Here is an 18,565-nt window from a genome sequence, read left to right as displayed (position 1 = left end):
AGGCTGCATCGACAGGCCGGACACACGGAAGCACCTGAACCCGCGCTAAAATCTCTTCAACACCCTCTTGCATCCGAAGGGGCGTCCACACACGGCCATTCAATGCTAACGTAGCGCTACTCGCAAGCGGTCACTCGTTCATATCCAAGGACCTTTTCTGAACAGGTAGACTTACCTGGTTCACCTGCCTTCCGGCGTGGGCCTAGAGACCGATCTCCACCGCCCGTCAGCCGATAAAGGCTGGGCCCGCAAAGCGACCGTGCTCGTTGAGCTTCTCACAGCGACAAGGCGGAGACGGCATGAACACGATTGAGCGCGGCACTGGACGCACGCTGCTTCTGATCCACGGTCTGGGCGGAAGTTGGCAATCGTGGAGCACCGTCTTAAACCCACTCAGCGCCTCGCGGAAGGTCATCGCGGTCGACCTTCCCGGCCATGGGGCCACCCTTGCCGAGTCCGACAGCGGGACGTTTGATGGTTTGGTCGGCAGCGTCGAGCGTTACATCGCGGAGGCTGGCTTGTCTGGCGTCGATGTCGTCGGCAGTTCCATGGGCGCGCGGATTGTGCTTGAACTCGCGCGGCGCGGACTCGTCGGCAACGTGGTCGCGCTTGATCCTGGTGGCTTCTGGCGAGGCTGGGAGCGCACCTTCTTCAGAACCACTATAGGCGCCTCCGGTCGCTTGCTGCGGGCCATCCGGCCGGGCCTGCCGGCGTTGAGCCGGAACGCAGCCTCGCGCACGGCGCTCCTCGCTCAGCTTTCCGCGCGTCCTTGGGCGCTTGACGGGGAGACCGTCGCGACCGAGCTGGAAGGTCTCAGTAAAACGCCGACGTTCGATGCGTTGGTCCGGAGCCTTGCCACGGGACCTGAGCAGTCCGGTCCCGCGGCTGCCGGCACCGGCCGGGTCGTCATCGGGTGGGGCAGGCACGACCGGCTCTGCCTCCCCAGACAGGCTGCGCGCGCGCAGGCAGCTTTTCCCGGCGCCGAGCTCCACTGGTTTGATGGTAGCGGGCACTTCCCAATGTGGGACACGCCGGAGGAGACAGTCGCCGTCATTCTCGACGCGACGAGGTGATGCTCCACCCGCTGGACGGCCCGATTGCGCGATAATGGCAGCATCGACCCACAACCGGTCACTCAGACGCCCCTTCCCGCTTCCCAAACCCGGACGTTTGTTCATCTCGCCGCTCGAGCCTTTCCCGGGCGTTCTGCGCATCTGTCGGGCTCTGATTAGCAGGTTTGCGGAACAGCCGCTTTCGGGTGAGGCAGGGCGCATAGCTGACGTTGGCTAGCGCCGCCCACCCTCCAAATTGGGATGGTGTTTTGGGAATGCCAGGTTCGTTGATGCACGGACGGCTTTCCGGCGCAACTTCCGCTAGAAAGCCGTCCTTAATTGGTTAAAGCGACCAGCCCCCATCAACGGACACTGCCGCGCCGGTGACGAATGCACCCAGATCGGCGCTCATCCAAAGAACGGCGTCGGCGATCTCCTCCGGCTTGCCCAAGCGCCCGACCGGCTCAAGATCGATCGCTTTCTGAATATCGCCGTCCGTGAAGCGGTCCATCATCGGCGTCTCAATATTGCCCGGCAGCACCGCGTTCACGCGGATGTTCTGCTTGGCATAGTCGAGCGCAGCAGCCTTGGTCAGACCGATGATCGCGTGCTTGGAGGCGGTGTAGGACGCGCCGCCCGCCACACCGCGCACGCCGGCACCCGACGACGTGTTGACGATCACGCCGCTGCCCTGACGCACCATCTGGGCCAGCTCATGCTTCATGCACACGAAGGTGCCACGCAGGTTGATGTCGAGGATGCGGTCCCACTCGGCGAGTTCGATCTCGTGGACGGGCGCGGCCTTGTTCTCAACGCCGGCATTGTTGAACGCGATGTCGAGCTGACCGAAAGTCTCGACCACCCGGCTCACCGCCGCTTCGACCTGCTCGGGCTGGGACACATCGCAGGCGATAACCAGAACCTCCGCCCCCGCCTTCTTCACCGCGTCGGCCGTTTCAGCCAAAAAGTCCTCAGTGCGATCTAGGACGGCGACACGCGCGCCCTCGGCTGCAAAGGCAATGGCCGTGGCCCGGCCGATCCCACTGGCAGCGCCTGTGATGAAGGCGACCTTGCCGGCAAAACGCTTATTATCAGACATGAAAATATCTTTCCGATTTGATTGGGGGGCGCTGGGCGATCAGGCGTTTATGCTCGATCGGGCCGCATGGCGCGGCTTGCCGAACACGGGGAAGGCGCTGGCCTCACCGTAGTCGATGGCTTCACCGGAGCCGCGTAGCGTCACCATGTCGTCTTCGCTGATGTCGAAATCGACGGCCGCATTGCTGCGCATGTGATCGGCATTGGTGGACTTTGGCAGCGGGAGCAGCCCGAGTTGCAGACAAAGCTCGTCACGCGCAATGCCGCTGGCCCGCAGCCCCTCGCCGACACCGCGCTCGTTTTCATAGGCTTGCGCGGTGTCGAAGTGGCGATAGCCGATAGCCAAGGCATCGCGAACGACCTGCACGACCGCGGCATCATCGATGCGCCAAGTGCCGAGGCCGAGCTTCGGGATGGCGATGCCATCCGCAAGGGCGAAAGTTTCCTTCAGGATCATTGTTCTTTCCTCCGCTCTGCCGGCCCCTCGCCGTAACCGGGCTGCTTGGTCAGAGTGTTCCACTTCGCGGCGATGTCGGGCTCGTACACCTTGGCCGTCCAATCAGCGGGAGCGACCTCCTCGAATCCGACCGACACCGCGTCCTCGCCATATCCGAGCGTCTCCATGACGCCGCTCGTGATGGTTTCGGTGAGACGCTGCTTCTGGTCTTCGGTCTTGCCGGGCCAGAGCTTCACAGTGACGTGCGGCATGACCTCACTCAGTGCCGAGCGGCGCGAGATATTCCTCGTCCGTCACCTTCTCCATCCAGGTCACGGGCGTACCGTTAACCGATTCCTGAATGGCGACGTGGGTCATGGCTTCATGCTGGGTCGCGCCGTGCCAGTGCTTGTGGTTGGCGGGGCACCACAGGATGTCGCCGGCGTGAAACTCCAGCTTCGGTCCTCCCGCGATCTGCGTCCAGCCTAAACCCTCGGTCACGATCAGCGTCTGACCGGCAGGGTGAGTGTGCCACGCCGTACGCGCACCTGGCTCGAAGTGGACGATGGCGCCGGAAACCCGTGACGGCTCCTCGCGCTGGAACTGCCCGGTGATGGTGGCCTTGCCGGTGAAATACTCGGCGGGACCGTCAACGGTCTTCATGTCCGCTTTGTGCTCGATGCTCATGCCTCTCGCTCCTTGTTGCGCCTGTGCGCCCACGGGCAGCAGCAGCGTGGCGAGGCACATGCCGATCCTCGTCATGGTTGCCGCTCTTCCGATTATCTGACCGCCACGATGACGATCGCTTCGGAACGTTATCTAGGGTGCTGACGGTGCTCGCATTACCGGCCCGGCCGCCAACGAGACGATGAACATTGCTCAACAATGGGCTAGAAGGTTGCTATGCAACCGAGCCGAGCAGACCTCGCTGACTTCACCTATTTTCTGGCAATCGCGAAGCATGGCAGCTTTCGCGGCGCGGCCGGCTCGATGGGCGTCACCACCTCGGCGCTGAGCCACGCGATCACCGCTCTGGAGGGACGCCGCGGCGTTCGATTATTGAACAGGACCACCCGCAGCGTGACGCTGACCGCAGCAGGTGAGGAGCTGCGGGCACTTATCGAGGCCCCTATGCAGGCCATTGCTGGGGCGAGCGACAATCTGGAGCGTTATCGCGACAAGCCGGCAGGCCGCGTGCGGATCAATGTTCTGGAGGATGCGGTCGATCTGCTGCTCAAGCCGGTCATGCCGATCTTCGTCGATCGCTACCCGGACGTTGCTATCGATATCAGCGTTACCAATCGCATGATCGATGTCGTCGGCAGCGGGTTCGATGCCGGCATCCGCTATGGCGGCACAGTGCCTGAGGACATGATTGCGCAGCGGCTGTCCCCGGACTTACGCTGGATCGCGGCCGCGGCACCTACATATCTCGCCCAGTTCGGCACACCGAGCGATCCGCGAGACCTCAAAAACCATCGATGCGTCGGCATCCGCCTGGGAAACGATCAGGTCTATCAATGGGAGTTCGAGCGTGACGGCGACGAACTCGCTGTTGCGACGCCCGGTCCCCTGACGATCGATGGCAGTCACGCTGCTGTGGCGTTCGGGCTATGCGGTGCTGGCATCGTTTACGCGACCCAGGCTGCACTCACCCCCCACCTGGAAAACGGGGCCTTACAGCCCGTCCTGGAAGATTGGGCGAGCGTAGGCAGCGGCTTCCACGTTTACTACTCCGGACGACGGCACCTTCCGACCGGGCTGCGTCTACTAATCGATCTCATCAGAGAGGTGCAGCCGTTGAAGGGTTAGCCCCCTCCCGTTTGAGAACCCATAACGGGAAGATGGCCCTGCTAATCGCTCCAAGAGGCGACCGGAGCAGCGGCTTTCCCGAAATCTGTTCCCGATTGCTCTTTCTCGAAATTGGCCTTCGAGGATGGGGAAACGGGACTGGTCGGGCTGAAACGAATGGCCGCTTTAGGGGAAAGCGATGGCCCGCCGCAGCGTCCAAGTTTGGGCGCTGGCCGCCCCCTGCCCTTTCGAGCCGGGGACCCAGTTCCGGTCGCTCGAGACCCCTTTTGGCTTACCCGTAAACAGACGTTCGTTCATTGCGGGGATGCCGCTTCAGATAAGCGGCCGTAACACCAGATAGCTTGGGCCGGCTTGCCTCCGCGCTGCAGGTCCAGTCGGCGCCACGCGCGGCTGAAAACCCAATGCCAGGCTTCTCATTCGCCGCTCGCGCGTTATATAGAGTGAGAGGAAGAACAGATGCGCGTCAACTCGGACCAGTCCATCAGGCGAGCGCTCACCGCGCATGACCGTTTCGGGAGCTGGCAAGCCGTACGCGAGGCGGCGAGCGAGAGCACGACCCGGTCGCAGGCGAATGGCCGCATCCGCGAGCGGCCGGCAGCAACCTCCACGACCCAGACCACCCGCCGGGGTTAGGCCCGGGTGACTTGGGGCTTCTCGCTCCTCGGCGCGCTTCTGCTACTATTCCCAGGCTTCTGCGCCTGGCTCGGGCTTCGGAACGGCGCACGCACCGACTATCTCAGTCCCGTCCCTGACAAGCCCAACTCCACCTACACGCTGTTTGTTGTCCTGTTAGGGGCGCTGTTCGCCCATACGCTCGGCGCCGGCCTTTTCGCCCTGCAGGATGCATATTGCAGCATCGAACCATGCTTTCACGTCTCGGCGGACCCGGACGTCTACAAGGCTATCCTGCTCCATGATCAGGCGCTCGCCCGCTCCAGCTCGGGCATCGCGCTGGCGCTCCTGTTCTTTATCCTGCTCGGCTGCCTGACGGGCTGGTTCTTCGAGCGTGTCGCACGGTCCAACGCGCTCGCCAACGTTGTGCGACCCGAAATTCAGGGCTGGGTCCGCGCGATCGCCGAGGGCGCGGCCGACCCCAACAAGGTCGTTACCGCCTTCGTCCTGACCAAGACCGGCAACGACGGACTGTTCGCGGCCTATGAGGGCGTCGTCCAACAGCTAACGCTCGACGAGGACCAGACGGTGGTGATGATCGCGCTGGTCGGCGTCGATCGATTCCTGGTCGAGATCGCCGACCGGAACATGCGCCGGCTCGAGACCGAGACCCGACCGATGCCGCTCATGCAGATCGCTAAGGGCGAGATCGCCAATGTGGCGTTCGACATCATCGATCTTGGGGGCCTGGTTGAGTAGCTGAACCGTACAAACCGAAGCGAGTCTGCCCGTCGGGATCAGGCAACCAAGCCTTCATGAGGCACAGCCAGCGCGACCGTTCAATGAACCTCTTGGACGGCGAGCGGCAACGCTCGGGGATAACACGAGCGCTTCGGCCAGGCGCTTCTTCGAAGAAGAAGCCGCCCCGGAGGGCGGCTCAGCGGGTTGGTCGAGATTGGTCAACGCAACTGAGCTTACGCAGACTGAGAAGCGTTGATCTCCATTAGGCGTCACGATTCATCCGGCAATGCGGCGGCTATAGCCGTGATAGCCGACACCAGCATCGGCGACCTCAGCCGAGCCAATTCGACGGGTAATATGATCCAAGATGCGCCCCAACGTCTCCGTTGGATCGGCGTCGAGGCCATGCGAACGCCAGGCGACGATGGCATCCGGCCGCACGAGGCAAGCGCCTTGAGCACCGACACCGAACGTGGCCGCGAAGTTGCCATCGGCCGGAAAATGAGCCTCCACACCGACGTGTACCGTCTTCAGAGGCAAGATCGTCTCATAGCACGCTTGCCGTGCTGCCTCGATCCAGCGCGGCTCGGCACTGATGAGCGTGAGCCGTTCGGTGAACAGGTCGATGGTCGAGTATCGAGCGCCCTTCCACTCGATCCAGGCATGCGGCACGCGCGTGCCTGGCTGGCCCGCCCATTCGCCCGGGCTTGCTGCCGGCGGCAGGCCTTGGTCGGATGCAATGATCGCGGCCGAGCTTACCCGCTGACCCAATTCCATTGCCTCCGCGCTGTAGAGCGGCTCGCCTGCCATCGCGTCCCCTGCCCAGCGGCGGTAATCCGGACGGGCAAAGGTCTGCTGGTGGCGCAACCAGCCGATCGGCTGCCGTTCCGCGCTGTACGTATCCAGCAGCGCTGGCGAGGCCTCTCCCGACAGCACCATCTGCAGCTTCCAGGCGAGATTGTAGGCGTCGTCGATCCCGGTGTTCGCCCCGAAGCCGCCCCGCGTCGGCGGCAGCTGGTGGGCGGCGTCGCCCGCCAGGAACACGCGACCTACGCTGTACCGGTCGGCAATGCGGCCCGCCATCTCCCATCGGCCCGTCGTGATGACCTCAAGTGCCATGTCGCGGCCGAGCGCGCGACGGATCGCGTCGCGCAACTCGCCTTCGGTGCGCTCGGCGTCATCGCTGAACATCAGCACCCAACGACCGTCGGGATAGTGGGTCAGGAACGCCTGAACGCCGGGTTGCTCGATCTCGAACTGGGTCACGCCGGTGGCAAGAAACTGTTCGGCTTCGTCGCAGCGGAACAGCGCGCTGCGGATCGTGCGCAGGTGCCCGACACCGCTCCTCGCAATCCCGAGCTTTTCGCGAACGGGGCTGTCGGCACCGTCGGCCGCGATCAGGTAGTCGGCGGTGATCTCGACCTCCTCGCCAGTGTCCCGGTGGCGCACCCGGGCGGTGACCCCTTCGGGAGATTGCACGAAGTTCAGCATCTCGACGCCTTGCCGCAGGTCCGCGCCTCGCTCGGTCGCCGCCGTCCTGAGGATCGGCTCCAGCAGGTCCTGCGCGATCGCGGCGCCCGTGCACGGCGAGGCGATGCCCTTGTCAGTTTCGGCCTGTCCCGGCGTCCACGGCGTTTCCTCGGCCCATGTGCCCGCGAGGCTTTCGACCTTGATGCGCCGCAAGCGAAAGGCGGCAGGAGCCTGCGGAACACGATCCTCGATGCCCACCGCACGGAAATGCTCAAGCGTCAGCTCGGTGAAGCCGACCGCGCGCGGGTGCGACGAGCTGCCGCGGTGCTTTTCTACGACGATAGTATCGACCCCGCGCGACGCGAGGAACAGCGCGGCTGACAGGCCGACGAGGCTGCCGCCGACGATCAGGACCTGGGTGTGGTGAGAGGGGTTGGTTTGCATGGTGAGCCATCCTTTGCTCGATGCCGCGGACGCGGCGAGAAGGACGTGCTCCGGTGCCTATCGGCCTTTGCCGCCTCGCAGGCGGCTACCCAGATGAACAAAGCGTCGATCATTCAGGCTCTCCGACAAGAAACGGCGCACGTCCGCTTCTGTCGTGGTCCACGGCCCGCAGGGGGCTGGAACTTGGCTACCCTTTGATGGGCAGCTGACCGGGGCTCACCACGTCCGGTCCACCTTTTTCGACGTGACCCCGATAGCCGCCGCGCTCCAGGCAGGCAAGCTCCGCTGGTAGCCCCTGACCCATCCACGACGATGATCGCTGTGATCGACTGTGCCTGACTTCAGGCGCCAACTCGTCGCGCGTAGCTGATGCCCTCCACCAGAGGACCCCGCTATGCGACAACCCGCCCGTCTCGCCTCCATCTCGCCGCCCGCTACGGCGACGGGAGCGCTCGCCATCGCCGTCACGCAGGAGCGCGCATCATGAGCGGCGAGACTGCACTGCTCGGCCGCCTGGTCGACCTGACCGCAACCGATGGCGCCCCGATCGCCGCCTACCATGTCGAGGCGCAAGCGCCGCGCCGGGGCGGTCTCGTCCTGATCCAGGAGATCTTCGGCTTGACGACCCATATTCGCGAGCAATGCGACCGCTTCGCGCGGGAGGGATATGACGTGCTCGCCCCCGCCATCTTCGACCGGGAGGCACCGGGGCTCGACCTTGGCTACGCGCCCGAGGAGGTCGCGGAAGCGATACGCCTGGTGCGTGCCCATCCACTCGAGCAGACCCTCACCGACGCCGACCTCTGCATCGAGCAGCTGGCGGCGGCCGGCCCGGTGTTCATGACCGGCTACTGCTACGGCGGGTCCGCGAGCTACGTCATGGCGTGCCGGTCAACGCGCCTCACGGCCGCGGCTTGCTATTACGGCTCGATGATCCCGAGCCGCGCCCACGAGCGCCCGCTCTGCCCGGTGCTGGTCCATTTCGGTCGTGAGGACGTCGAGATACCGATGGACGCAGTGGAAGCGTTCCGGGATGCCCGGCCCGACGTCGAAGTTCAGCTCTACCCGGCGGGGCACGGCTTCAACTCCGACCGGCGCGACGATTACGACGCGGCGAGTGCTCGCCTCGCCTTCGAGCGGACGCTGGCCTTCTTCGATGCAGCGAGTGCCGCTCGATGATCGAGCTCCACAGCTGGAAGACGCCCAACGGCCACAAGGTGACGATGGCGCTGGAGGAGCTTGGGCTGGACTACCGCATCCACCCGATCGACATTGGCAAGGGGCAGCAGTTCGACCCCGCCTTCCTCAGCATCGCTCCCAACAACCGCATCCCGGCCATCGTCGACGACGATCCTGCCGACGGGGGCGAGGCGGTGGCGCTGTTCGAGTCCGGCGCGATCCTGCTCTATCTGGCGCAGAAGGCGGGAGCGTTGCTACCCGCCGAGGAACGCAGCCGCCTCGAGGCGACCCAGTGGCTATTCTGGCAAATGGCGGGGCTCGGCCCGATGATGGGTCAAGCACTTCACTTCCGGCGCTTCGCACCGGAGCCGGTGCCCTATGCGGTGGACCGGTACACCGCCGAAATCGCCCGGCTGTTCCGCGTCCTCGATCGTCATCTGGCGGACCGTCCGTTCATAGCCGGCGGCGACTATTCCGTTGCCGACATCGCCTGCTATCCCTGGATCGTGCTGCATGAGTGGGCGGGGCAGTCGCTCGACGACTTTCCTGAGCTGCGGCGATGGTTCGAGGCGATCCGGGATCGGCCGGCGACCGAGCGCGCTTACGCGATCGACTATGTGCGGTGAATCTGCCCTACCGGTAGGCGGCGGTGAAGAGCAGCGGGCGGAGACTGGATGGCTGATCCGATTGATGGCGTGGCGCTGGAGCGGCGGATCGTCCCCTTCCCTGCGTCGATCAGCGTAGAAGCGCGCGCCGCGCTTGCGCGGATGGTCGGCGATGACGGCGTACCGCTCAACGCTTTGCATGAGATGCCCGCGCCGGACGATCACGATGGCTGGGCAGCGATCAAGGCTGTGGCGAATGCGCGCTATGCGGCCGCGGTAAGGGGGCTGGCCGGGAGCGTACGGGCCAGCGTCGAGACCGTCGAGACGGACGGGGCTGTTCTTCACATCGCGACACCACCAACCCCGCCTAGCGGGACCCGCGCCTACATAGACCTTCATGGCGGCGCGCTGGTGTTCGGCGGAGGAGACGCATGTCGTGCCGGAGCGCAGATGCAGTCCGATCAGCACGGCGTCCGCTGCTACGGCGTGGACTATCGGACGCCGCCCGAACACCCCTTCCCCGCCGCTCTGGACGATTGCATGGTAGGGTACCGCTACGTCTTGGACCGCCATGCGCCGACCGACATCATCATCGGGGGCAGATCGGCAGGCGGCAACCTTGCGGTCGCGACGCTTCTGAAAGCGCGCGACGAAGGCCTCCCGATGCCGGCGGCGCTGATCCTGCTGTCTCCTCAGGTCGATCTGACCGAGTCCGGCGACAGTTTCGAGGCTAACCGGCAGCTGGATGTGGTGCTGCCCAGTTCGCTCATGGCCAACAATCTGCTGTACGCAAACGGAGCGGATGTCCGGCACCCATATTTGTCTCCTCTGTTCGGCGACCTGACCGGCTTCCCGGCGACCTTCCTGCAGAGCGGCACGCGCGATCTCTTTCTCTCCAACACCGTCCGCATGCACCGCGCCCTGAGGCAAGCAGGGGTAGATGCCGAGCTGCACGTCTTTGAGGCGATGCCCCACGGTGGGTTCGGGGGTGGAACGCCCGAGGATGACGAGTTGCGCGAGACCGTCACGAGCTTTGCCCGGATGCGATGGGGCAAACTGAAGGAGCCTTCCACGGCTCCGCGGTCTGACGACAGGACCACCAATGTCGGCTCAGCGCCGAGCGGGGTAAGGCCGCGTGGTTGAGAACAGCCGCGACCACGGAAGCGCGGCCTCGCCTCGTCCAGTGTCGCGGATGGCGGCTGCCGCTCCGTTCCTGTTCGTGCTGATATGGTCGTCGGGCTTCGTCGTCGCACGCGCGACCGTGCCGCACGCCGCACCGGAACTGATCCTGGCGGCCCGAATGGTCATGGCGGCCGGGCTTCTGGGCGGCGCAGCCGCGCTCGCGGGCGAACCAATTCCTGGCCGACGAGCGCTCGCCTCGCACCTGCCGGCGGGCATGCTGCTCAACGGCGTCTATCTTTGCACCAGCTGGTGGGCGATTGGGCGAGGCATGCCCGCCGGCATCATGGCGCTTCTCGGTGCGCTCCAGCCGCTGGTGGTTGCAATTGCCTCTTTCGGGCTGCTTGGCGAACGATTCGCAGCGCGTGCATGGATCGAGCTGGGCATCGGCCTGGGCGGCGTTTCCCTGGTTCTGGCGCCCCTGCTGACCCGCATCGGGGCAGCGGCGGTGGCGCCGTTCGTCGCCGCCGGCGCGATGGCGTCGATCTTGGCAATGGCAGCAGGGACGATGATTCAGCGCGGATCGATCGGCCAGGATCCGATGCGGATGTCGGGCGCCCTTCAGAATGCCGGGGGAGCGTTCGTGGACTTGGCTGCGACGGTCGCGGAAGGGAACTATCGTTGGGATAGCGCGCCGGAGTCGTGGCTGGGTCTCGGCTGTTCGGTACTCGGCCTCTCGGTCGGCGCGCTCTCACTGGTGGTCTGGATGACCCGGCACCAGGGCGCGACGCGCGTCAGCGCACTCTTGCTGCTTGTACCGCCACTGGCCGCGCTCGAGGCATGGCTCCTCTTCGGCGAACGACTGGTGCCGGTCCAGTTTGCCGGCTTCGCCCTGGCGCTCGGTGGCGTCGTCCTCGCGCGTACCCGCAAAGTGGGGCCTCGCGCTTCCTCCGCGGACGTTGGCGAGGCCATCGGGTGAGCGACTTTGTCCCGCCCAGCTGTGCGACTCAAACTCTCCCACGTTCTGAAGGTCCGGTGCCCTCCGCTCGTGACGGGGCGCTCTCTTACGCGTATTGTCAGTGAATGAGCTTGGTCGCAGAGAACGAACTCGGGAACTTCCTGAAGGACAGGCGAGCGAGGCTTGATCCGGCTGCCCTCGGCTTCGGAACATCGCGTCGCCGCACGCCGGGCCTGCGCCGGGAAGAAGTCGCCAACCGCGCCAACGTCAGTGCCACTTGGTATACCTGGCTCGAGCAGGGCCGCGGCGGAGCTCCTTCCGCCGACGTCCTCGATCGGCTGGCGCGCGCATTGATCCTGGATCCGAACGAGCGCGAGCATCTGTTCATGCTCGCCCAGCATCGTCCGCCCGAGCCACGCTATGCCGGGCCGGCACCGGTCAGCGCGAGGCTTCGCAGCATTCTAGACGCGCTGGAGTTCAGCCCCGCGCTCGTGATCACATCGGCGTTCGACATCGTGGCTTGGAACAGGGCGGCGACCGCGGTGCTAGTCGATTATGCCGCCCTGGCTGTCGACCAGCGCAACGTGCTCCGCCTGCTGTTCGGAAACGCGCTGGTGCGCGCCGGCGTGCGGGACTGGGAGGATGAAGCGAGGCTGGCGGTCGCGCGGTTCAGGCTGGAGGTTTCCAAGGCGGGCGCGAGCGAGGCGGTTCAGTCGCTGGTCGACGATCTGAGCGAGGCCAGTCCCGAGTTCAGATCGATGTGGCTCGAAAACGAGGTGCGCCCGTATGGCGAGGGGACAAAGCACGTCGATCACCCGAAGGCCGGCCCGCTCACGCTTGAATACTCGTCCATGTCGATCGACGGACAGCCCAATCTGAGCCTGGTGATCTATACCGCGGCGACGCCCGCAGACCGGAAGCTGATCGCTTCTCTACTCGATCGATAGCGCACGGCCGCTGAGACTGTCAGTGGCGCTACCGGTATAAAGTCACGGCTCCTTTCGCTTTTCGCCGGCTCCTAACTGCGGTTCTCCACAGACTGCAGGAGCCAAATTATGCGTGTTTTTTTAACCGGTGCCACCGGCTTCATCGGATCGGCGATCCTTCGCGAGTTGCTTGGCGCGGGCTACGAAGTCCTCGGGCTCGCGCGCAACGAGGACTCCGCCGCGACCGTCCGCGCTGCCGGCGCACACGCTCACCTCGGTGAGCTGACCGACCTCGACAGCCTGACGGCCGGCGCTAAGGCCGCGGACGGCGTGATCCACACGGCGTTCGGCCACGACTTTTCGAAGTACCTCGAAGCCGGCGAGAACGACCGCCGCGCGGTGGAGACCATTGCGAACGCACTGGAGGGTACGGGCAAGCCGTTCGTCATCACGTCCGGCACGATGATCCTGCCCCCCGGCAAGGTCGGCCAGGAGACGGACCTCGCCGCGCACGACAGCCCGGCCGGCGTTCGCGCTCCCTCCGAGGAGATCATCGTGGCGGCGGCGCAGCGCCGCGTCCGCGGCACCATCATGCGCCTGCCTCCGTCCGTCCACGGAGAGGGTGACCGCGGCTTCGTTCCTGCGCTGATCGACGTCGCGCGGCGGACGGGCGTCTCGGCCTATGTCGGCGAGGGGGACAACCGCTGGCCGACGGTTCACCGGCTGGACGCCGTGCGCCTGTTCCGGCTGGCGCTGGAAAAGGGTGAGCCGGGCCAACGCGTTCACGCCGTCGCAGAAGAGGGCGTGCCGATGCGCAGCATCGCGGAAGCGATCGGAGAGCTGCTCGGCGTCCCCGTCCGCGGGATTGACGAGGCTGAGGCTGTCGCTCACTTCGACTGGCTGGCGCGCTTCGCCCAGATCGATAACCCGACCTCGGGCGCGGCCACGCGCGCCTCGCTCGGGTGGGAGGCTTCGGAGGTCGACCTGCTTACCGACATCCGCTCGGGCGCCTACCGCGCCTGATTTTCCGGTGCATGGGCGGCCTTTCAGGGCCGCCCATGCCTGACAAGGAACCCATGATGACCCAGGATGCCGGTGCGCCGGGCACCTTGAACCCGGTCAATCTGCCCGCCCGCAGCATCGCTCCCCCAGCGACGATCAGCGTCGCTGCCCAGAACGCCCTTTCCCAGGCGGCCGCCAACCCCGGCATGGCCGATGCCACGGGCCGCCCCGATGCAGCCGACCTCGCCGGTTGGCGCGCGCTGGTGGCGAGCGTGAACGCGCAAGCGACACCCGCCGCGGAACGGGTCATCGCCGGCGCGCGAAGTCGGGTCGAGACGGTGGAGATTGGCGGCGTGACGTGCCACATCGCCACCCCGCCCGACCTGCCCGAAGAGGTGGCGGACCGGGTCTACCTGTTCGCTCACGGCGGCGCGCTGGTCTTCGGTGCGGGAGCGTATGCCAGGGCGGAAGCGGCGACCAATGCGGACCGGCTCGGGCTGACGACGATCTCGGTCGATTATCGGATGCCGCCCGACCATCCCTTCCCCCAAGCGCCGGAAGACTTTGTCGCGGTGTACCAGACGCTGCTGCGCGACCGCGGTCCCTATGACATCATCATCGGCGGGGTCTCTGCGGGCGGCAACGTTGCCGCGGCGGCGACGCTGATGATCCGCGATCGGGCGCTTCCGCTACCCCGCGCGATCGTGCTGCGCAGCCCGGAGGTCGACCTCACCGAAGCGGGGGACACCTTCCGGACCAATGCGCTGCTGGACGTGACCCTGAAGGCAAGCCTTGCCAGCTGCAACCTCCTGTACGCGGCAGGCGCGGACGTGGACCACCCGCTCGTGTCGCCATTGTATGCTGACTTTCGCCCCGGCTTCCCGCCGACCTTCCTGCAGTCGGGCACCCGGGACATGTTCCTGTCAAACACGGTGAGGCTGCACCGCAAGCTGCTCGATGCCCGGGTCGAAGCCGAGCTTCACGTCTGGGAGGCGATGCCGCACGCGGCCTTTGCGTTCGGCTTCGGCGATGCGCCGGAGAACCATGAGGTCGACGCGGCCGTGCGGCGGTTCCTGACGCGACAGGCCTGGCCTGCGTCATCGCCGACCTGAGCGATGAGGAAGGCGCAGGACCGATCTATCCACGCCATCGATCGGTCCGATCCAAAGTCATGTGCTACACGGATGACCACGCGGTGGTCACCTAGGCGCCAGCCAAGGAGACTATTTCAATGCACCTTTCCCGTAAGATCCATCTGACCGCGGCACTCTCCGTGATCGCTGCGTCGCTCTCGTTTGCCAGCCCGATCGCGGCCGCGGCCGCTCCGGCGCCAACTCCATCGCACGTCACGGCTCAGCTGCCCAACACCTACGACATCCAGGTTGGCGACGTCCGCGTCACCGCGCTCTCCGACGGATCGGTGCCGCAGGACCTGCATCAGCTCCTCCACCGCACAACGAACGCTCACACGGACGAGCTCATCGCCCTCAACCTCCAGACCAACCCGGTGGAGGCCTCGCTGAACGCCTTCCTCCTGCGCCTGCCCGGCCGGCTGGTGCTGGTCGACACGGGCTCTGGACAGTTCTTTGGCCCGGGCAACGGCGGTAAGCTGCTCGACGCCCTCGCCCGCGTCGGCGTTCAGCCCGACCAGGTCTCGGACGTGCTGATCACCCACGCGCATGACGACCACTCGGGCGGGCTGGTGAAGGACGGGAAGCGCGTCTTCCTCAACGCGACGGTTCACGTCGGCAAGGCGGACGTCGACTTCTTCTTCGACAATGCCAATCAGGCCCGCACCGGCTACGACAAGAGCTATTTCGAGATCGCGCAGGCGACGCTCAAGCCGTACCTCGACGCGGGCAAGGTAAAGACCTTCACCGGCAAGCAGGAGATCCTGCCCGGCGTGACTGGGGAGATCCACACGGGCCACACGCCCGGCAGCGCCTTCTACACGCTGGAGAGCCGGGGCGAGCGGCTCATCTTCGTCGGCGACATCGTGCACGTCGCCGCGGTGCAGTTCCCCGACCCGACCGTCACCATCACCTACGATCTTGACGAGGACGGCGCTGTCCGAGTTCGCGCCCAGACGTTCGCTGCCCTGGCGCAGTCGCGTGACCTCATCGCCGTGCCGCATCTTCCGTTCCCCGGTCTCGGTCACGTCCGGACGCGGCAGGGCGGCGGTTACGATTGGGTGCCGGTCACCTACACCGACCGCGCTGGGCAGTAGCAGGAACCGACTGCTCGCAACGAGCATCTATTCGGCGATCGGCGGCAGGCTTTTGATGTGGCCTGTTCCGATCGCCGACCGATCAGGAAGCCGACACGTTGAGTGCAACCCCGAGACTTGATGGTGACCTCATCGCGGCGCTCGATGCCCTGCTGATCGAGCGCAACGTGACCCGGGCGGCCGAGCGGCTTGGCCTCAGCCAGCCTGCGCTGTCGGCGCGGCTGACCCGACTTCGAGAGCTGTTCGGAGATCGCCTGTTCGTTCCGTCGCCCTCCGGTCGCGGCGTACTGCCCACGCCGCGCGCCTTGGCCTTGGCGCCCCAGGTCTCGGCCGTCCTCGAGCAGATGTCCTCGATGCTTCAGCCGACCGCGTTCGATGCGGCGACGAGCCCCGCCACCTTCAAGATCGCCTGTCACGAGAACCCGTCGGTGATGCTCAGCCCGGATCTCGTGCCGCGGCTGCAGCGGGCAGCGCCGGGCGTCCGGCTCGTCCTGGCCTTTCCCCAGAAGGAACGAATGGCCGAGCTGCTGGAGAACGGCGAGATCGACCTTTTCATCGGCGAGCGCAATTACGGTGAGGGTGCCTGGCTGAGCCGAACATTGTTCGAGGATCGGTTCGTGACCGCCCAGCGGCGCCTCCACCCTCGCGGCACCGGTCCGATGGACATCGAAGCCTTCTGTGACGCCTCCCACCTCCTCGTGTCGTCCCAAGGCGACCCCTTCTCCGGCGTGGTCGACATGCAGCTCGCGGCCCGTGATCGGAAGCGCCATGTCGCCGTGTCGATCGAAAACTATGCGGTCGCGCCGACCATCATCGCGACCAGCAACCTGCTGTGCACGCTGCCGCGTCGCTTTCTGACCCGCTTCGCCGACGCGCTGGATCTGTTCGATCCCCCGATCACCCTGCCGCCCGTCGAGATCACCGCCTATTGGCACCCCCGTACGCATGAGGACCCGGCGCACCTATGGCTACGCGCCGAGCTCTTTGCGGCTGCCAGCACGGTCGGACGACGCTAGGCGCCGGTCGCCCGCGGCTGTTGCGGAGCTGTGGCGAAGGTAAACTTCCACGAGAAGCAGGTTGGGCACCCAGCAGAGCCAGGCGATGATGCGGTAGGCACCCTGGAAGTCGAAGCCGAGCGCGATCAGGATGGGCAGGTAGATGCGCAGCGTGACGGCCGCGAACGTGAGGACGAAGGAGCGGAACATCCAGCGCCGATGCTCGGCAAAGCGGCGCGACCTCACCGTCGCCCAGCCTTGAAGGGTCGTGTAGATCCACAGCGACCCCACAGCGGCGAAGCCGGCCTGAGCGAACAGGCCCGCCGACGAACCTGCGGCGAGCACCAGACCGCCCGCGCCGCCCACCAGGCAACCGACCATGTAGATGCGGCCGATCATCCGGTGCGTGGTCGGGCTGCGCTGCCGCAGGACGCCGGAGAACTGAGGTGTTGCCAGCAGCAGGGCCGTGGCCGCACCGGCGACGTGGACCACGATCCAGGGCCCAAAGCGGTTCGTTGCGATCGTGGGCGCGACCGGACCCACATGCGCCAGGTAGCGGTAGGAGACCAGCGCGACGCCGGCGCTTAGGAAGGTCGCGAGCGACCATCCAATCCGCGACAGCGCCTGGCGGTTCTGCCGTGCGGGACTGGTCAGCAGGGCCGCGGTCACAGCGTGACCACCAGTTTGCTCGCCGAGACGCCGCGGCGTTGGCGTTCGAGCGCCGCCGGGATCGCATCGAGGCCATGGCCGGCGATCACCGCCGGCGGCGCGGCGACGTAGCGCTGCTCGGCGAGAGCCGTGGGCAGGAACTTCTCGTAGATCATCGGGCCGACCTCATTGCCGAGCAGCGCGCTGCCCCAGATGAACTTCGTGCCGACGCGCCTGCGACGGGCCTTGATCATCAGCGCGGCGTTGCCGGCCAGCATGCGCGCCATGGCAGGCACGAGCGCGCGCCACCTCCCCTTGCCCGCCGGCACCGCATCGAACGACGTGGGCGGCGTGGCGAGCGCCACGAAGCGCCGCCCCTCGCAGGCCGCGACCACGTCGACGCAAGCTCCGCCCGACCCGACGCCGATCGCGATCGCGCCCGCCAGCTTGCGGCCCCGCAGCGCGGCGATGATGTCGGCCACGACCGTCGGCTTCCGATAGTCGAAGACCTGCGATGCACCGAGGCGCTTCAGATAGTCGGCGTTCCGCGGTGATGCCGTCGTCACGACGTCGTAGCCGGCCGCTACCGCCAGCTGGATCGCGTTGCTTCCGACGCTGGTCGAGCCGCCCCAGACGAGCAGCGTCTCCCCGGTCGCGGCCGGCTTCGAGACCGGATGCGTGAGCGCCAGCAGGTCCTGTTGGAACAGCCCACAGGCGGCCGTGGACAGCGCGAGCGGCAGTACCGATGCCGCCTCGAACGACAGATCGCCAGGGATCGGCGCGGCCATGTGCGCGAGAATGACGACGTAGGTCTGGAAGGCACCCTCGGCTGCGCTGTTGCGCGCCTTGTCGGAGCCGGTGGCATGGCCAAGCACACGATCGCCGACCTGAAAACGGGTGACGTTGCGGCCGACCGCGACGACCTCGCCGGCGACGTCCGAGCCCATAACGGTCGGGTAGTGCAGGTAGGGCGTGATGATGTCACCCATCGTCTGGGTCAGCCGGTCCATGGGGTTCACCGCCACGGCTCGCGCGCGAACCACGATCTGCCCGGGCTCCGGCATCGGATAGGGAGCGTCGCCGGTGACGAACGCCGCGCGCTTTGCAGGCAGCCACAAGGCGGTGTTCTCGGTCATGCTGCAGTTCCCTTGCGCCAGCGGGAAGAAACCCGCGAGGACGAGCTAGGCGCTTGGTGCTGGACCCGCCATGCGGTAGCGTCCGGGTCTTCGTCGCCACCGTCC

At 66.1% G+C, this 18,565-nt stretch carries 19 protein-coding genes; 12 read left to right on the top strand and 7 right to left on the bottom strand.

Annotated features, from left to right (window positions below; genetic code table 11):
• Positions 1-299 precede the first annotated feature (299 nt).
• Complete coding sequence (locus tag FHY05_RS21030) at positions 300-1,073, top strand: alpha/beta fold hydrolase (protein WP_183946389.1); 774 nt, start codon at positions 300-302, stop codon at positions 1,071-1,073.
• A 322-nt stretch (positions 1,074-1,395) separates the two neighbouring features.
• Here the strand turns inward: FHY05_RS21030 and FHY05_RS21025 are convergent, their stop codons facing one another.
• The 4 genes from FHY05_RS21025 to FHY05_RS21010 are packed head-to-tail and all read right to left on the bottom strand — an operon-like array spanning position 1,396 to position 3,273.
• Complete coding sequence (locus tag FHY05_RS21025; RefSeq protein ID WP_183946388.1) at positions 1,396-2,151, bottom strand: SDR family NAD(P)-dependent oxidoreductase; 756 nt, start codon at positions 2,149-2,151, stop codon at positions 1,396-1,398.
• A 39-nt stretch (positions 2,152-2,190) separates the two neighbouring features.
• Complete coding sequence (locus tag FHY05_RS21020; protein ID WP_183946387.1) at positions 2,191-2,607, bottom strand: aldo/keto reductase; 417 nt, start codon at positions 2,605-2,607, stop codon at positions 2,191-2,193.
• Positions 2,604-2,858, bottom strand: coding sequence for a tautomerase family protein (locus tag FHY05_RS21015; protein ID WP_183946386.1), 255 nt, complete (start codon positions 2,856-2,858; stop codon positions 2,604-2,606). The genes FHY05_RS21020 and FHY05_RS21015 overlap by 4 nt, the downstream gene beginning before the upstream one ends.
• A gap of 4 nt (positions 2,859-2,862) precedes the next feature.
• Positions 2,863-3,273: a cupin domain-containing protein gene (locus tag FHY05_RS21010; protein WP_183946385.1), complete on the bottom strand. Its 411-nt coding sequence runs from the start codon at positions 3,271-3,273 to the stop codon at positions 2,863-2,865.
• Positions 3,274-3,489: 216 nt separating this feature from the next.
• On the opposite strand from FHY05_RS21010, the gene FHY05_RS21005 reads away from it, so the two are divergent.
• Together FHY05_RS21005 and FHY05_RS21000 are read left to right on the top strand one after the other, a co-directional pair.
• Positions 3,490-4,398, top strand: coding sequence for a LysR family transcriptional regulator (locus tag FHY05_RS21005; protein ID WP_183946384.1), 909 nt, complete (start codon positions 3,490-3,492; stop codon positions 4,396-4,398).
• A gap of 639 nt (positions 4,399-5,037) precedes the next feature.
• The gene (locus FHY05_RS21000) at positions 5,038-5,769 is read left to right on the top strand and encodes a hypothetical protein (protein ID WP_183946383.1); all 732 of its coding nucleotides are present in this window, start codon (positions 5,038-5,040) and stop codon (positions 5,767-5,769) included.
• Positions 5,770-6,027: 258 nt separating this feature from the next.
• Here the strand turns inward: FHY05_RS21000 and FHY05_RS20995 are convergent, their stop codons facing one another.
• On the bottom strand, positions 6,028-7,665 hold the full coding sequence (locus FHY05_RS20995) for an FAD-dependent monooxygenase (protein WP_183946382.1): 1,638 nt from the start codon (positions 7,663-7,665) through the stop codon (positions 6,028-6,030).
• 483 nt (positions 7,666-8,148) lie between these two features.
• Between FHY05_RS20995 and FHY05_RS20990 the strand changes: the two genes are divergently transcribed.
• The 9 genes from FHY05_RS20990 to FHY05_RS20950 all read left to right on the top strand — a co-directional run bounded on the left by FHY05_RS20990 (position 8,149) and on the right by FHY05_RS20950 (position 16,697).
• On the top strand, positions 8,149-8,844 hold the full coding sequence (locus FHY05_RS20990) for a dienelactone hydrolase family protein (protein ID WP_183946381.1): 696 nt from the start codon (positions 8,149-8,151) through the stop codon (positions 8,842-8,844).
• Positions 8,841-9,470, top strand: coding sequence for a glutathione S-transferase N-terminal domain-containing protein (locus FHY05_RS20985; protein WP_183946380.1), 630 nt, complete (start codon positions 8,841-8,843; stop codon positions 9,468-9,470). The genes FHY05_RS20990 and FHY05_RS20985 overlap by 4 nt, the downstream gene beginning before the upstream one ends.
• 48 nt (positions 9,471-9,518) lie before the next feature.
• Positions 9,519-10,592 (top strand): alpha/beta hydrolase, encoded by a 1,074-nt coding sequence (locus FHY05_RS20980; protein WP_183946379.1) that lies wholly within the window; start codon positions 9,519-9,521, stop codon positions 10,590-10,592.
• Positions 10,593-10,641: 49 nt separating this feature from the next.
• Positions 10,642-11,547, top strand: a complete 906-nt coding sequence (locus FHY05_RS20975) for a DMT family transporter (protein WP_183946378.1) — start codon at positions 10,642-10,644, stop codon at positions 11,545-11,547.
• A 104-nt stretch (positions 11,548-11,651) separates the two neighbouring features.
• A complete protein-coding gene (locus FHY05_RS20970; protein ID WP_183946377.1) occupies positions 11,652-12,473 on the top strand; it encodes a helix-turn-helix transcriptional regulator in 822 nt (273 codons plus the stop codon).
• A gap of 108 nt (positions 12,474-12,581) precedes the next feature.
• Complete coding sequence (locus FHY05_RS20965) at positions 12,582-13,475, top strand: SDR family oxidoreductase (protein WP_183946376.1); 894 nt, start codon at positions 12,582-12,584, stop codon at positions 13,473-13,475.
• 56 nt (positions 13,476-13,531) lie between these two features.
• Positions 13,532-14,566, top strand: a complete 1,035-nt coding sequence (locus FHY05_RS20960; protein WP_183946375.1) for an alpha/beta hydrolase — start codon at positions 13,532-13,534, stop codon at positions 14,564-14,566.
• Between the two features lie 119 nt (positions 14,567-14,685).
• Complete coding sequence (locus tag FHY05_RS20955) at positions 14,686-15,681, top strand: MBL fold metallo-hydrolase (RefSeq protein ID WP_183946374.1); 996 nt, start codon at positions 14,686-14,688, stop codon at positions 15,679-15,681.
• 98 nt (positions 15,682-15,779) lie between these two features.
• Positions 15,780-16,697, top strand: coding sequence for a LysR family transcriptional regulator (locus FHY05_RS20950; RefSeq protein ID WP_183946373.1), 918 nt, complete (start codon positions 15,780-15,782; stop codon positions 16,695-16,697).
• Here FHY05_RS20950 and FHY05_RS20945 read toward each other — a convergent pair.
• Both FHY05_RS20945 and FHY05_RS20940 read right to left on the bottom strand, forming a co-directional pair.
• Positions 16,650-17,345, bottom strand: coding sequence for a DUF2306 domain-containing protein (locus tag FHY05_RS20945; RefSeq protein ID WP_221191346.1), 696 nt, complete (start codon positions 17,343-17,345; stop codon positions 16,650-16,652). The two genes, FHY05_RS20950 and FHY05_RS20945, sit on opposite strands and share 48 nt — an antisense overlap.
• Positions 17,342-18,460, bottom strand: coding sequence for a zinc-binding alcohol dehydrogenase family protein (locus FHY05_RS20940; RefSeq protein WP_183946372.1), 1,119 nt, complete (start codon positions 18,458-18,460; stop codon positions 17,342-17,344). The genes FHY05_RS20945 and FHY05_RS20940 overlap by 4 nt, the downstream gene beginning before the upstream one ends.
• Between the last annotated feature and the right edge of the window lie 105 nt (positions 18,461-18,565).

The sequence above is a fragment of the Sphingomonas sp. BK580 genome (assembly GCF_014194975.1).
Taxonomy (GTDB): domain Bacteria; phylum Pseudomonadota; class Alphaproteobacteria; order Sphingomonadales; family Sphingomonadaceae; genus Sphingomonas.
This window is presented reverse-complemented; position numbering and strand designations above follow the sequence as displayed.